The 14134-nt window shown below is 46.6% G+C and carries 14 protein-coding genes; 6 read left to right on the top strand and 8 right to left on the bottom strand.

Annotated elements, in window-relative coordinates:
- Positions 1-20 precede the first annotated feature (20 nt).
- Together C9J03_RS05835 and C9J03_RS05830 are read right to left on the bottom strand one after the other, a co-directional pair.
- A complete protein-coding gene (locus C9J03_RS05835) occupies positions 21-485 on the bottom strand; it encodes a DUF4174 domain-containing protein (RefSeq protein WP_231580670.1) in 465 nt (154 codons plus the stop codon).
- A 241-nt stretch (positions 486-726) separates the two neighbouring features.
- Positions 727-1650 carry a LysR family transcriptional regulator gene (locus C9J03_RS05830; RefSeq protein WP_044623484.1) on the bottom strand — a complete coding sequence of 308 codons (924 nt, stop codon included), beginning with the start codon at positions 1648-1650 and terminating at the stop codon, positions 727-729.
- Positions 1651-1863: 213 nt separating this feature from the next.
- Between C9J03_RS05830 and C9J03_RS05825 the strand changes: the two genes are divergently transcribed.
- Positions 1864-3057 carry a glycine C-acetyltransferase gene (locus C9J03_RS05825; RefSeq protein ID WP_044623483.1) on the top strand — a complete coding sequence of 398 codons (1194 nt, stop codon included), beginning with the start codon at positions 1864-1866 and terminating at the stop codon, positions 3055-3057.
- An 81-nt stretch (positions 3058-3138) separates the two neighbouring features.
- Positions 3139-4170 carry an L-threonine 3-dehydrogenase gene (gene tdh / locus C9J03_RS05820; protein ID WP_039463038.1) on the top strand — a complete coding sequence of 344 codons (1032 nt, stop codon included), beginning with the start codon at positions 3139-3141 and terminating at the stop codon, positions 4168-4170.
- A 104-nt stretch (positions 4171-4274) separates the two neighbouring features.
- Here the strand turns inward: tdh and C9J03_RS05815 are convergent, their stop codons facing one another.
- From C9J03_RS05815 to dcuC, 3 genes are all read right to left on the bottom strand, one after another.
- Positions 4275-4499 carry a universal stress protein gene (locus C9J03_RS05815; RefSeq protein ID WP_276329425.1) on the bottom strand — a complete coding sequence of 75 codons (225 nt, stop codon included), beginning with the start codon at positions 4497-4499 and terminating at the stop codon, positions 4275-4277.
- Positions 4500-4764: 265 nt separating this feature from the next.
- Positions 4765-4917 (bottom strand): hypothetical protein, encoded by a 153-nt coding sequence (locus C9J03_RS26645; protein WP_156149942.1) that lies wholly within the window; start codon positions 4915-4917, stop codon positions 4765-4767.
- Between the two features lie 190 nt (positions 4918-5107).
- Entirely contained in the window at positions 5108-6469 is a 1362-nt protein-coding gene (gene dcuC, locus C9J03_RS05810) for a C4-dicarboxylate transporter DcuC (RefSeq protein WP_044624517.1), read from the bottom strand.
- 755 nt (positions 6470-7224) lie between these two features.
- Between dcuC and C9J03_RS05805 the strand changes: the two genes are divergently transcribed.
- Together C9J03_RS05805 and C9J03_RS05800 are read left to right on the top strand one after the other, a co-directional pair.
- Positions 7225-8820, top strand: a complete 1596-nt coding sequence (locus C9J03_RS05805; protein WP_044623482.1) for an ABC-F family ATPase — start codon at positions 7225-7227, stop codon at positions 8818-8820.
- A 107-nt stretch (positions 8821-8927) separates the two neighbouring features.
- The gene (locus C9J03_RS05800; RefSeq protein ID WP_044623481.1) at positions 8928-9380 is read left to right on the top strand and encodes a YaiI/YqxD family protein; all 453 of its coding nucleotides are present in this window, start codon (positions 8928-8930) and stop codon (positions 9378-9380) included.
- Positions 9381-9414: 34 nt separating this feature from the next.
- On the opposite strand, the gene C9J03_RS05795 is transcribed toward C9J03_RS05800, so the two are convergent.
- The 3 genes from C9J03_RS05795 to C9J03_RS05785 form a co-directional block, all read right to left on the bottom strand.
- Complete coding sequence (locus tag C9J03_RS05795) at positions 9415-10512, bottom strand: ParB/Srx family N-terminal domain-containing protein (RefSeq protein ID WP_044623480.1); 1098 nt, start codon at positions 10510-10512, stop codon at positions 9415-9417.
- A gap of 130 nt (positions 10513-10642) precedes the next feature.
- On the bottom strand, positions 10643-11323 hold the full coding sequence (locus C9J03_RS05790; protein ID WP_044623479.1) for a DUF3334 family protein: 681 nt from the start codon (positions 11321-11323) through the stop codon (positions 10643-10645).
- A 146-nt stretch (positions 11324-11469) separates the two neighbouring features.
- On the bottom strand, positions 11470-11829 hold the full coding sequence (locus C9J03_RS05785) for a glutathione S-transferase N-terminal domain-containing protein (RefSeq protein WP_044623478.1): 360 nt from the start codon (positions 11827-11829) through the stop codon (positions 11470-11472).
- Between the two features lie 254 nt (positions 11830-12083).
- Between C9J03_RS05785 and C9J03_RS05780 the strand changes: the two genes are divergently transcribed.
- Positions 12084-13085, top strand: a complete 1002-nt coding sequence (locus C9J03_RS05780; protein ID WP_082060628.1) for a response regulator — start codon at positions 12084-12086, stop codon at positions 13083-13085.
- A complete protein-coding gene (locus C9J03_RS05775; RefSeq protein ID WP_044623476.1) occupies positions 13082-14074 on the top strand; it encodes a sensor domain-containing diguanylate cyclase in 993 nt (330 codons plus the stop codon). The genes C9J03_RS05780 and C9J03_RS05775 overlap by 4 nt, the downstream gene beginning before the upstream one ends.
- Positions 14075-14134: the final 60 nt, after the last annotated feature.

Below are 14134 nucleotides of genomic sequence, written 5' to 3'. Positions count from 1 at the left end.
ATTAACTGTGCAGATATTTGTTATATCGAACACCGGCTGTTTGGCGAGTAGGCAATCTCTTTTTTGCGCATTGGCATGCTGTCGACTAGCTGAGTGATATGCTGCCAGTTGGTTGGCTCACTCCAGCGGTGTTTCTCAAGCCCGTCTTTACCGATCAATATTGCGGTGTGTGAATTGCGGGAAATATTGTAGAGCTTTTCCAGTCGGACTATATCCTCAGGGCTAAAAATATCGGCAGGTTTGTTGAAGCCGTCTTTGGTCATGACCACTACGACAATATCCCGCTCTTGCAACATGCAGTCATGCATGAGGGACTCCTTGATGAAAGTCTTAACATGCTGATCTTTTTCAGGGGCGAAATAGAGGATGCTGCGGTGGTTCCAGTGCATTGAATCCATTGGGTAGGAGAGGGCGGATACACTAAAGCTAATTAGAATCATCGCAACTAGCATTTTTGCAAATCGGTTCGTTAACAGCTTGCTCATTGTCGTCTTCCTTCCAAATGGTACAGGGGAAAGCCGGTGATGGCGCTCTGTAAATTTCAGCGCTGCTGCCAATAACTAACGACATTCATGTCGGATTGGATCAAAGGTGCGAATATTGTCTCATTGTTGTGCTTTTAGTATATACCAAGCGTTGAGGGGCATTTGCGGAGAGCGAGATAGGCGCTCCCTTGAGTGATGTCTGCCAGGGAGCGTACTGTTTTTAGAGGCAAGCGGGAAAAGGCTAGGAGACGGTGTACTTTGCCATGTGCTCGGCAACATAGTCGATAAAGACGCGCAGTCGGGCTGGCATGAACTTGGTTTGGGCAAACTGCAGCGCGATGTCCCCTTGGTAGTTGCCTTTGATGGTCCAATCTTCCAGCACCGGTTTCACTTCGCCTTCAGCAAGGGCTTTCTTAATGACAAAGTCTGGGAAAATACCGATCCCCAAGCCATCCATGACACCGCGCAAGCGCATCTGCGAATGGTTCACCGCATAGCGGCCAGATACCGCAACGGTATGCATCTCGCCGTCTTTGACGAAATCCCAGATATGATCGGTGGTTGTCTCGCCTAGGTAAAGGCAGTCGTGGTTCACCAATTCGGTCGGGTGGGTGGGGGTCCCTCGCAGCGCAAGATAATCCGGGCTGGCACACAAGCTAAGGCTAACCTTGCCGAGTTGTTTTAACACCAAGCCCTCGGTTGGCTTTTCCGTTAGGCGGAAAACAATATCTATACCTTCGGAGATCAGGTCTATATCACCGTCTCGAGCTTTAAGCTTGAGCTCAATATCAGGATATTGGGTCAAGAAGGGCAGGACCATCGGTTGCAAAACGATGCTTAAGAATGCTTTCGGAGCAGCCACTGTCACTGAGCCGGAAGGGGTTTCGTGCTCAGAGCTCGTGAACTCGACCACTTGCTTGGTTGCTTCTAACAGTGCGCAGCATTGATCGTAAATGCCTTTACCTGACTGGGTGATAACCAGCTTACGGGTGGTCCGTTCAAGCAGCTTGGTCGAGAGGGTCTGTTCCAATCGGGAAAGTTGTTTACTCAACGCTGAAGGCGTAACGCCGAGCTTTCTGGCTGCAGCGGTAAAACTGCCTTCATCAACCACAATTTTAAAGACTGCCAGTTCAGGCATTAAAGCAATTAGTTTATTTGTGTCCATAATTCACGAGACCTTTTCCACGAGAGGGGATAATAGTCTGATTACTCTTTGATTAGAATGGCTAGAGTTCAAAGATCCTGTGAAATTGCAATAATTGCAGGTAAATCACCTAATCTATAATGGAAATATTGCTCAAATAAGCGTTTTGCACGCATATTTGTGCCAGTTGTCAATCGGTGGTGACTGGTAAACGATATTATTGTGAGGAACATCATGTCTGCCGCATTCTATGATCAAATCAAACAGCAAATAGAAGAAGTAAAAGCTGAAGGTCTGTACAAATCTGAGCGTATTATTACTTCTCAGCAACAAGCTGCTGTTAAAATTAGTTCGGGCGAAGAAGTTCTTAACTTCTGTGCCAACAACTACCTAGGCCTTGCCAACCACCCTGAATTGATCAAAGCAGGTCAAGAAGGTATGGAAAAACACGGCTTCGGTATGGCATCTGTTCGCTTTATCTGTGGTACGCAAGACATCCACAAAGAACTAGAGCAGAAACTATCTGAATTCTTGGGTAAAGAAGACACGATTCTTTACACTTCATGCTTTGATGCAAACGCGGGTCTTTTCGAAACTATTCTAGACAAAGAAGATGCAATCATCTCTGATGCATTGAATCACGCTTCTATCATTGACGGTGTTCGCCTATGTAAAGCAATGCGCTTCCGTTACTCGAACAACAACATGGAAGAACTTGAGCAGCAGCTAATTGCCGCAGATGAAGCCGGCGCTCGTCACAAGCTTATCGTGACTGACGGTGTATTCTCAATGGACGGTGTGGTTGCTAACCTGCCAGCAATCTGCGACCTTGCTGATAAGTACAATGCACTGGTGATGGTTGATGACTCTCACGCTGTTGGCTTTATGGGTAAAACCGGTGCTGGCACGCACGAGTTCCACGATGTGGTAGATCGCATCGACATCATCACCGGTACCCTAGGTAAAGCAATGGGTGGCGCATCAGGCGGTTACACCTCTGGTAAGAAAGAAGTGATTGACTGGCTACGTCAGCGCTCGCGTCCATACCTGTTCTCTAACTCTGTTGCTCCGGCTATTGTTAACGCGTCTATCCGTGTTATTGACTTGCTAAAAGAAAGTGGCGACCTGCGTGACCGCCTATGGTCAAACGCCGAGCATTTCCGTACCCGTATGGAAGCTGCAGGCTTCACAATGGGCGGTGCTGACCACGCGATTATCCCAATCATGCTGGGTGATGCGAAAGTAGCGGCTGAGTTTGCTGAGCGAGCCCTAGAAAAAGGTATCTACGTTATTGGCTTCTCTTTCCCTGTAGTACCAAAAGGCCAAGCACGTATCCGTACCCAAATGTCAGCGGCTCACACACCGGAGCAGCTAGACAAAGCGATCGACGCCTTCATCGAAGTGGGCAAGGACATGGGCATTATTTAAGCTCATCTTCCCAATAGTTCAAGGGCTAAGGGCTGGCAATGTATCAGCCCTTGCAATTCTACCCTGCAGTAGGAACAAATAATGAAAATCAAAGCACTTTCTAAACTAAAGCCTGAAGAAGGTATTTGGATGACCGAAGTGGACAAGCCTGAGCTTGGCCATAACGATCTGCTTATCCGCATCAAGAAAACGGCTATCTGTGGTACAGACGTACACATCTACAACTGGGATGAGTGGTCACAAAAGACAATCCCTGTACCTATGGTTGTCGGTCACGAGTATGTGGGTGAAGTTGTAGGCATCGGCCAGGAAGTCCGTGGCTTTGAGATTGGTGACCGCGTATCGGGTGAAGGCCATATTACTTGTGGTCACTGCCGTAACTGCCGTGGCGGTCGTACTCACCTTTGCCGTAATACCACAGGTGTTGGTGTAAACCGTGAAGGTGCCTTTGCTGAATACCTAGTGATCCCTGCATTCAATGCATTCAAGATCCCTGAAGGTATCTCTGATGACCTAGCCTCTATCTTTGACCCGTTCGGTAACGCTGTTCACACTGCGTTGTCTTTCGACCTTGTCGGTGAAGATGTCCTGATCACTGGCGCTGGCCCAATCGGTATCATGGCGGCAGCTGTTGCTAAGCACGTAGGTGCACGCCACGTTGTGATCACTGACGTTAACGAATACCGTCTAGATCTTGCTCGTAAAATGGGTGTTACCCGTGCCGTGAACGTGGCTGAAGAGAAACTGGAAGACGTTATGGCTGAGCTTGGCATGACGGAAGGTTTCGATGTTGGCCTAGAAATGTCTGGGGTCCCATCAGCATTCAACAGCATGCTAACCTGCATGAACCACGGTGGTAAGATTGCCCTGCTGGGTATTCCACCATCAGACATGGGTATCGACTGGAACCAGGTGATCTTCAAAGGGCTGATCATCAAGGGTATCTACGGTCGTGAAATGTTTGAAACCTGGTACAAGATGGCGAGCTTGATCCAGTCTGGTCTGGACCTAACGCCTATCATCACTCACCACTACAAGATTGATGATTTCCAGCAAGGCTTCGATATTATGCGCTCTGGAATGTCAGGCAAGGTTATCTTGGATTGGGAATAATCCCGACCGGATAAAAGAAAAACGGGCTCTCGAGCCCGTTTTTTTTATATTTAGCAATTTAGTGACGACCTGTTCGCGACCCACAAGAGAACTGGTATGGCACACTAAATTTTCACCAGTAGCAGATCACATGGCATATTGCGGACAAGTGCGGCAGCTTCAGAAAAGATTTGAGTTAGTGCATTGGTTTTGTGATGCCCCATGATCAAAAGATCAATATTGTGCTCTTTGATGCTGTGGCGAATTTCGTTTTCAATCACACCGCAGCAAACCAGGTACTTATCGACAGCCACCTCCATGTTTTGGAGCTGTTCTTTCATGGCTTGAATTGAGGCGCTACGTTCTTTTTTTCGTAGTCGGTGAGATCGATAGTCATGATGAACTCCATATCCTGTTTAGAAATACTTAAACCCAGAGTACGAAAGCAATAACGCCTAAGACGCAGTAGAAGTAAAATAATTTATTGATGTTTTGGTTAATAGCTAAGTTCATGCAATATAGATTAAAATACCCATATAAATTATCAGTAAACCTACAAAGTAAGATGACCACAGCACCGTTAGGCGTTTAATGATTTGTTCTTCCATTTGTACCTCAACAAAAGAAAATGACTAATAAGGCAAATATCAAGATGGTTGCGATAGGGGGCTTTGAATGGTCAGAACGCTGATTTAGTCCCAACGCTTTTGCATCGGCTTGACTGAGTGTGAATTCAATTTTCTCGCAATATTCGTCTAATTCATGCATAGCCACCTCCTGAGCGATGAACACAGCATAACGCCACCATTGGTTAAGTTAAACTAAATAAAAATTAATGGGAGTTCAGTCTGTCTTAACTTGGTGTGAGCGGGAGGGGGAGGCACAGAAAGTGAGCACAGGTGAAAAAAACGGGCCTAAAGGCCCGTTTATTAGTAGTTAGATGCTATGGAGCGGAGGCTTAGCCCAGCATAGCACTCATTGCAACGAGGGCAACCAAGCCGCCCATCATTGGAATGGCGGTGCGTTTTACCAGCTCAATCGGCGAGATACCTGCCACACCGGCACAAGCGATGACTACACCGGCAACCGGTGAGAACGAACGGAAGATGCCTGAGGACAGCTGCATTGGCAGAGCAAATGCGGCCGTGGAAACGCCAAGTGTAGAGGCAATTTGCGGCGCCAGATCAGAGAAGCTGAAGAATGGAGCGTTGCCCGAGCCTGACAGCAGGGCTGTTGCGCCAATGATGCTCACCATAACGATAATCATCGGTAGGTAGCCCAGACCGGCAGTGGATGTCGCGCCTAGCAGCATGCTGATGAAACCAATGGTGCTCAAACCAACTACGAAGGTTTGGGCTGCGATGATTAGCGATACGACGCTGGCGAATGCTTTGCCCATCCCATCGAGGAAGACTTTCAGCGATGCGGCAACTTGTTTACCGTCACGGTTAACGATGAAGTCACATACCATCGCGATGAACAAGCTGGTGAACATTGCGGTAACGACATCGACTTTAATCCACGAGATAGCGAAGTTACTGAATGTGAGTAGCATCAATAGCGGTAGGATAGGAAGAATCGCAAACCATTTCGGCGCGTCGACGGTGTCTTGCTCGACTTCTTTCAGTTCATGGATCACACCGTTTTCCGCATCTTTCTTGTCGAACCAGCGCTGACAGAAGAAATGAAGCACGGCAATAACAGCCATGATCACAGGAGCTACAATGATCTGGTGGTTAACAAAATACGTTGCGGCATCGATACCGATAACTTCTGCAGCTTTAAGCGAGTTACCTGAGGCAGGACCAAGATCCAAACAAGCCGTTGTCGCCAGTACAGCCGCTGTAGAAGCTGGCGTACAGCCAATGCGAACCAGTACAGGGTACATAGCAACAAGTAGTAGCATTGCCAGGCCAACCGCGGATGGGATGAAGATGTTAATGATTTGGCCAAGCACGTAGGTTAGGGCAAGAACGACATATGGGCTCTTGATCAGGGAAAGCGGTTTAGTCGAAACTTGTACCATGGCATTGGCGGCACCGATGTGGTTCATGTAGCTAGAGAAGCCTGCCACACTCATGATGATCAAACCAAGGTTGGCAACCGTGGATGAAGAAAGTGCCTTAATAACCAGGAAGAAATCGAAAACAATGGCACCAGATGAATTAGTACCAGAAGGCAGAAAATCGGTATTGCCGGCAGCAACGCCGATTAGGATCATTAGCAGGCCGGCTGCAAATAGCGCGGCTTGAGTGTTGTATTTCTTAACAATCAAATAACCCGCACCAAATATGATAGGGAGCGATAGCAATGGGATGATCATTTTGTAATCTCACATAGTATTAATAGGTACAGTATGTTGATGGTTAATTATATTTTTGTGTGTATAAAGCTTAAAAATTAAAATCATCAACAACCTTGAATCTATTTAACATCCCTGTATCAAATGTTGCTCCTGCAACTTGTAGACCCGTAATTTCCTAATCGGCACCGGTCATCTGGTTTAACTGAAAAATTAAGATGTGAACGGTGATAATCTATTGGAAATAGACAAACGAAAGTAGTGGTTACTACTCAATAATATCGAATGCCTGACACGAATTTTACTGAAAATGGGTATTGAAATAATGGACACTCTATGTTTGTTGCGACCTAGGTCATATTGAGGTCTGTAACAAAAGATGTCTCAAAATGAATATTGAAATGTCAGTGAATATCTTTGAACGAATGCAAATAAAATAAACACAAAACAATGACAGATAATCTTTTTTGTGTGTGATTTATTTTTGCATTGTTATTGATTTTTACGTAATGAACGATTTCATCACAATTGTTTATTGTGACAATTATAACCCAAATTAAGAAAGGGAATACTCAATTAATTGTTATGCTTTGATGGCTTTGTGAGACATATCATTGATTCTTAAGTGACGGGGTAACCCATCGAACCTCGGTTTGAAAATCAACCCGTGATGAAGTTCACAAAAGCTGTTATACTGCAGCAACATGGTGAGAAAGTCGTCTTTAATGGCGACTTTTTTATTGCTTGATAGACATCATTATTGGAACAGTACATTGATTTCAACAGCTAATATCACAATGCAGTTTGGCGACAAGCCTCTGTTTGAGAATATCTCCGTTAAGTTTGGTGAAGGTAACCGTTACGGCCTGATTGGTGCGAACGGTTGTGGTAAGTCAACGTTCATGAAAATTTTGGGCGGAGAGCTTGAGCCTTCTGCAGGTACTGTCTCTAAAGATCCTAACGAGCGCATGGCTAAACTGGGTCAGGATCAGTTTGCTTTCGAAGAGTACAGTGTTGTTGACACTGTGATCATGGGTCACAAGGACCTGTGGAAAGTCAAAGAAGAGCGTGACCGTATTTATGCAATGCCTGAAATGTCTGAAGAAGACGGCATGCGCGTTGCTGATCTTGAAGTAGAATTTGCTGAAATGGACGGCTATTCTGCAGAGGCTCGTGCTGGTGAGTTGCTTCTTGGTCTTGGTATTCCAGAAGAGCTGCACTTTGGCTTGATGAGCGCGGTTGCTCCTGGCCTGAAAGTACGAGTGTTGCTTGCTCAGGTACTATTTGCTGACCCAGACATCATGTTGCTTGACGAACCAACCAACAACCTTGACATTCACACCATTGCATGGCTGGAGCGTATTCTTCTTGAGCGCAACTGCACCATGATCATCATCTCGCACGACCGTCACTTCCTGAACAGCGTATGTACGCACATGGCTGACCTTGACTACGGTGAGCTACGTATGTTCCACGGTAACTACGACGAGTACATGGTAGCCGCGACTCAAGCTCGTGAGCGCCTATTGGCCGACAATGCCAAGAAAAAAGCACAGATTGCCGAGCTGAATACTTTCGTTAGCCGTTTCTCTGCCAACGCATCGAAGGCTAAACAGGCTACATCACGTCAGAAGCAAATCGACAAGATCCAGCTTGAAGAAGTGAAAGCATCGAGCCGCCAGAACCCATTCATCCGTTTCGAGCAGGAGAAAGAGCTGTTCCGTAACGCGCTTGAAGTCGAAGGCCTGAAGCAGGGCTACGGTGATAACATCCTGATCAACGGCGTGAAGTTGCTGGTGGAAGTGGGCGAACGTATCGCGATCATCGGTGAGAACGGTATCGGTAAATCTACCTTCCTGAACACCCTTGCCGGTGTAATGGAGCCGATGGATGGCATGATCAAGTGGTCGGAAAACAACAATATTGGTTTCTACGCCCAGGATCACAGTGCTGACTTTGAGAGCGACATGAACCTTATTGACTGGATGGGGCAGTGGAAGAACGAAGGTGACGACGAGCAGGTGGTTCGCGGCATCCTCGGGCGTATGCTGTTCTCACAGAATGATATCAAGAAGTCTGTGAAGGTCTTGTCTGGTGGTGAGCAGGGTCGCATGCTGTTTGGTAAGCTGATCATGCAAAAACCAAACATCCTATTGATGGATGAGCCAACCAACCATATGGATATGGAATCTATCGAGTCGTTGAACCTGGCGCTGGAAAACTACAAGGGTACCCTGATGTTCGTTTCCCACGACCGCCAGTTTGTATCATCGATTGCAACGCGTATCATCGAAATCACCAAAGATGGCGTGGAAGACTTCCACGGCACTTACGATGAATACCTTGCTAAGAAAGGCCTTGAAGGTTAATAGCCTTGTGTTGAGTTGCCTTTTCGGCAGATAAATTTTTGAAAGCCGCCACGTATACCTGTAAATACAGAGTTATACAGGGCGGCTTTTGTTTAGGAGATGATTGTATGAAGATTTGGGTAGACGCCGACGCTTGTCCGAATGTCGTTAAGGAAATATTGTTCCGTGCCGCGAATCGGGTAGGGGTTGCTGTCACCTTGGTGGCGAACCAGTTTATCCGGGTGCCGCCCTCGCCGCATATCAAGTCGATACAGGTTGAGCCGGGGTTTGACGTTGCTGATAACTATATTGTCCAGCAAGCAGAGCCGGGCGACTTGGTGATTACCGCTGATATTCCACTGGCTGATGAAGTGATCACCAAAGGTGCCCATGCATTAAACCCGCGAGGTGAGATGTATACCAAAGATACTATCAAGCAGCGCCTGCAAATGCGTGATTTCATGGAAACCATGCGCAGCTCTGGCGTGCAAACCGGTGGCCCCGCACCACTGAGCCAAGCGGACCGACAGAACTTCGGCAATAAACTCGATGCATTTCTAGCGAAAAATCACCGTAAGTAGCAGGCCTTGCTCTGCAAATATTTCAGTAGTGAGGTTACTCTTTCGCCTCACTGCTATCTTCGGATTGTGCGTCTTCTTCATTGTTGCCCTTTTCGCTCTTTTCCTTTTCTTCCTGCTCCTCTTTTTCCTTTTGGGCTTCTTGCTCTTCCAGTACCACCTTAGGTGTCGACTTTTCTTTCTTGGCTAGCCGGTAGGCCAGCGCCAAGCCGAACGGGGATGTCTCGTCGGTGACCAGTTTTTCCAAAGCCTTGCTGTCGACCTGATCGAGCTGCCCCATCTCACTGGCGGTCCGCTTAGATTTGCCGATCACTTCATCGTCAGGCAGATCAACCATAATGGTGGCGGCTTCGGTGAGGGCGGTGGCGTATTCTTCGGGATCATTGAGGTCGTAGTCAGAAATTTTCATGTGCTGACGAACTTCAAGCGCCCAGTTCAAAGCAAGATAGGGAATGGAGGCTGTGTTGTTGTCTTTGCCATTTGGCTCTGGCGGGATGTAACTAATGCCGTTGAGAAAGTTGACCAAGGAAAGGTATTTGTCATGCTTGAGCTGTTTCATGCCTATGTATTCAGGCAGGTTATCGGGCTTGATCTTTTTGCCTTTTTCGTTGACCAGCCACACTTCGTTGTCATTGCTCATTTCGGCCCAGAAATCATCACCAGAGCCCAAGAGGTTATGACTAACTTTGAGGGTAATTGGAACGCTGGTGCCGCCATTGGGCATATCCCAGAAGGTCGAGAGTAGGGTTAATCCTTCTGTTAGGTATAGGACACCTTCTTCAGGGCCCACAACCACAGTGGTTAGTGCATCCGCATTCTGGCCGACTTTGCCAGAGCATTGATAGGTTTCCGGATCGGTAGGGAGGGAGTTCTCATCCCATTTTTTAACACCTTTGGCACCGTTTACCCGACACAGATCCCGATACATGTTTTTCAAATCCGCTTTATAGCGCTGCAGATTGGCAAATATTTGGTCGTAATCCAGAACCGCTTGGGTCGGCAGTAGCTGATCCAATGTAACGGTAATGGTGTCACCGTTCTCTAGCTCGCTATAGTTAACCTTTTCAGCATAGCAAAGAAAAGGGGTACAAAAGAACGCACCAATAATAAGGGAGCATAAACGATGATGATACATAACCCGGCCTCACACCATTTTTTACAACAGTCTAGCAAAGCTGAGCCGAACAATTTGTTTCATCAGTGAGTGGCTTGGCCACTGCAGGCAAATAGCCTGCAGTGCAGAAAGAGCAAGACGGGCTAAGTTGTCAGATGCCGAGCTCGTCGAGAAGATCTAGGTCTACCTCGACAGGTGCTGTGGTGTTCTTTTTGGGGGGGTGAGAATGGCTCTGTGCCGCCGCAATGATCTGGTCGGGATCACATTCTTCATGCTGATCAAATTCTTCGAGTTGGATGAATTCGGTTCTATCCATGGCCAGCTCGAGGTAGAAAATATTGTTCTTCTCGGTCGTGAAGCTGACGCGACGAGCCTGCGGCCGGTCGAGATTGGTATCGACCGATAGTAGTACCTGCTTGTTCAGGGCAAGCATCTTGGGCTGGTTCTGGGTAATCGATACTTGCAACTCGCGGCGGATTTTGCCGGTGAAGTCTCCAACAACCTGGTTCATTAGTTCGCCGAGAACATCGGCAACCTCATCGGACGAATGGTGGATAGCGAGCTCTTCGGCTGACATGCCCATCTTGAGCATATAGCTTTGGTAGAGTTCTAATGCGGCCTGGTGAGAGAAATTAGTGACGACGAGTCCGGTAAAGCCACCATCAAAAAGTACGAAACAACCAATGTCTGGTTTAAGGCTGGTTTTATTTATCTTCTGCACCATCGCCGAGTAGCTCACAGGACTGTCCGTGGCCGCTGAAAGCACGCCAGAAAATGACTGGCACAATTTGAGCAAGATATCGTCGGTAGTGATGACTTTGTTTTTTTTCATTGAGCTTGAAGTGTTGATAGGTAAGGGGTGAAAGTGTGACATTAAAAGCAGAGAATTGCACAACGCATGGTTTAGTGGCTTGACGTGGTTCACCTTTTTGCCAGTAAACCATGCGGGTATTTCCGTTTGGCGGCACTTTTTCAGGATTATGGGAAACGCTGCTCTAGGTACCGGATAATATCGCTAGACTCATACATCCATGTGACTTCACCGGAAGCCTGCTCGATACGTAGGCAAGGCACCTTGCGCTTGCCTCCACCGTTGATCAAGGCTTGCTCATTGCTAGGCTGTTTGGCATCAAGGGTATCAAGTGGAAGGTTCATTTTTTTCGCAGCGCGACGAACTTTGACACAGAATGGACAGGACTCGAACTGGTAAAGGGTCATCGATTCAAGCTCTTTGTTGATACGCTGTTGCTCTTCATCGCTGCGCTGCTGTGGCTTGGGAGAGAAAACGGCATTGAGCAATAAAATGAGCTTTCCAAGAATAAGGCGAATAACTTTCATTTGTAATAATGTCCTTTTGAAATAGTGCTTTTTTATCATACCTGTTTATTCATAACCAAAAAACCACAGTAAAACTACGTGTAATTAACGAATGCCGTGTTAAGCCTAAGTTGTTGAATTATTAATAAGTGAGTAATGCTGGACAAAAGTCGATCCATGTCACTCTGTGGAAAATTTAATACAGCTAAAAATATAAAAAAGATATAAAGCCGTTATCATAATCAAAGTTGGTAAGCAATTTGGGTCATATCTTAGTGTCACATGACAAAACTATATTAATTTGTGATGATTCGCGGTTGGTACACCGGGCAATGCAAAAGTTTTTCAGCGAATTTACAGGCATAACCCTGTATTTCGCTGAAAATGGCACACAAGCCCTGGAGTGCCTAGCGATGCATGATGTCGATGTGATGTTTCTTGATCTGACGATGCCGGTGTTGGATGGTTTTGGTGTGTTACAGCAATTGCCTGTGAGTACTTATCCGACCAAAATTATTGTGTTGTCAGCCGATGTACAGCAACGGGCCGTAGAGCGTTGTGTTGATGCCGGGGCGAATTACTTTTTAGCCAAACCTTTTTCTCGCTCCCAAATTTATTCAACGTTGAAAAAATTGGGCTTCTCACTAATCCGAAAAAGTAGAGATATACCACCAGAAAATAATTTCATCCCTTCTCAAGCGCTCTATGGAAATGATTATTTATATCAATTTCAGGAGATTGCTAATATTGCACTAGGAAGGGGTTCAGCAATTATTTCCGACCATTGCCGTGAATTTATTACCATGCCATTACCGAATGTTGCGATGTTAGGTTGTGGCGAGCTGGATATGATGATCAGCAACCTCACTCATCGTCCGGACTCCACTGCGATTGCCCAGCGTTTTGTCGGCGGAGGCATTCACGGCGAAGCCCTGGTCTGCCTATATGGAAGTGATATTGGGCTATTTGGCGAACGTTTGGGGTTTAGCACATTCGGTGATAAAAAGAGTGAAGTGATTATCGATATAGCCAACTTAATGGTGTCCTCGTTTTTGGTTTCCTTGTCTGAACAAATGAATATTCCTTTTTCTATCCGGCAACCCATATGCCTCGAGGAATATATGATCAGGGGAGGAAGTGAAGCGATGAATTGTGAGCTGTTTACCATCGAATACAGCTACCAGTCTGAAAAAATGGATATGGCCTGTGATGTTTTACTCATGATGGATCATGACTCTACACAAGTGATCAGACGTTTTATGGAGACATTGCAGTGACTTACCCTGACAGTTTATCTGAATTCCATCTTGCCGCGCAGGTTATCGACAATATTGATGCTGGTGTCGTGATGCTTGATAGCAAGCACAGAGTCATGATTTGGAACACTTTCATGCAAGCTTACAGTGGTATCAGCGTCGAGCAAATTATGGGGCAAAACTTATTCGAGGCAGTACCTGACTTGCCGGAAGAGTGGCTGAGAAATAAAATCCAGTCGACCTTTAAGCTTGGGACTCGCTCCTTCAGCAGTTGGGAAGACCGGCCTTTTATTTTTAATTTTACCAACTTTAGCCCAGTTAGCGGCGGTATGACGAGTATGTTTCAGAACATGACTTTAACCCCGTTAAAAGCGCTAGATGGTGAATACCGACATATTTGCCTTACTGTTACCGATGTATCGGACATCGCGAAAAGCAAGATCCACCTAAGAGAGAGTAATGCGCAGCTGACCCACTTAAGTATCACCGACCGGCTGACACAGCTTTATAACCGAGGTCATTGGGAGTCTTGTTTATCTGCCGAGTTTGACCAATGCCGTCACTATCAAACCGTGTCGAGCCTGGTCATGTTCGATATTGATCATTTCAAGAAAGTGAATGACACCTTTGGCCACATTGCTGGCGATGCGGTGATTAAGTCCATTTCCAGTCTGCTAAAAAAGGCCAAGCGTCAATCTGATATTGCGGGCCGATACGGTGGCGAGGAGTTCGGGGTGATCCTGCCGGGCACCAGCTCAGAGTTAGCCCAGTATTTCACGGAGCGATTGCGCAAGCGGGTCGAAGAATCATTGGTGAAAATGGACATCCGTGATATTCGGGTCACGATTAGCTTGGGGCTCTGCGAGTGGGCGTCTTGGATGACGTCTTATGAGCAATGGTTAGAATGTGCCGATAGCGCCCTGTACCAATCCAAGAGGGCGGGCCGCAATCAATGCACGCTTTATCAATCTACAGTGGAACATTGTTCTGATATGTCTGGGGTGTCATAGGTATAAAAGCGAAAAATATAGTTTTTGCCTATATCATTGGATTGATTTGACATAGAATAA

The organism is Photobacterium gaetbulicola (assembly GCF_003025515.1).
Classification (GTDB): domain Bacteria; phylum Pseudomonadota; class Gammaproteobacteria; order Enterobacterales; family Vibrionaceae; genus Photobacterium; species Photobacterium gaetbulicola.
Note: the sequence above shows the minus strand (reverse complement) of the source record. Positions and strands in the feature narration are given on the sequence as shown.

Bases quoted from the DNA above. Each gene is read 5' to 3' on its own strand.
- C9J03_RS05835 (WP_231580670.1), bottom strand. From the start codon at position 485: ATGAGCAAGCTGTTAACGAACCGATTTGCAAAAATGCTAGTTGCGATG.
- C9J03_RS05830 (WP_044623484.1), bottom strand. From the start codon at position 1,650: ATGGACACAAATAAACTAATTGCTTTAATGCCTGAACTGGCAGTCTTT.
- C9J03_RS05825 (WP_044623483.1), top strand. From the start codon at position 1,864: ATGTCTGCCGCATTCTATGATCAAATCAAACAGCAAATAGAAGAAGTA.
- tdh (WP_039463038.1), top strand. From the start codon at position 3,139: ATGAAAATCAAAGCACTTTCTAAACTAAAGCCTGAAGAAGGTATTTGG.
- C9J03_RS26645 (WP_156149942.1), bottom strand. From the start codon at position 4,917: ATGCATGAATTAGACGAATATTGCGAGAAAATTGAATTCACACTCAGT.
- C9J03_RS05800 (WP_044623481.1), top strand. From the start codon at position 8,928: ATGAAGATTTGGGTAGACGCCGACGCTTGTCCGAATGTCGTTAAGGAA.
- C9J03_RS05795 (WP_044623480.1), bottom strand. From the start codon at position 10,512: ATGTATCATCATCGTTTATGCTCCCTTATTATTGGTGCGTTCTTTTGT.
- C9J03_RS05790 (WP_044623479.1), bottom strand. From the start codon at position 11,323: ATGAAAAAAAACAAAGTCATCACTACCGACGATATCTTGCTCAAATTG.
- C9J03_RS05785 (WP_044623478.1), bottom strand. From the start codon at position 11,829: ATGAAAGTTATTCGCCTTATTCTTGGAAAGCTCATTTTATTGCTCAAT.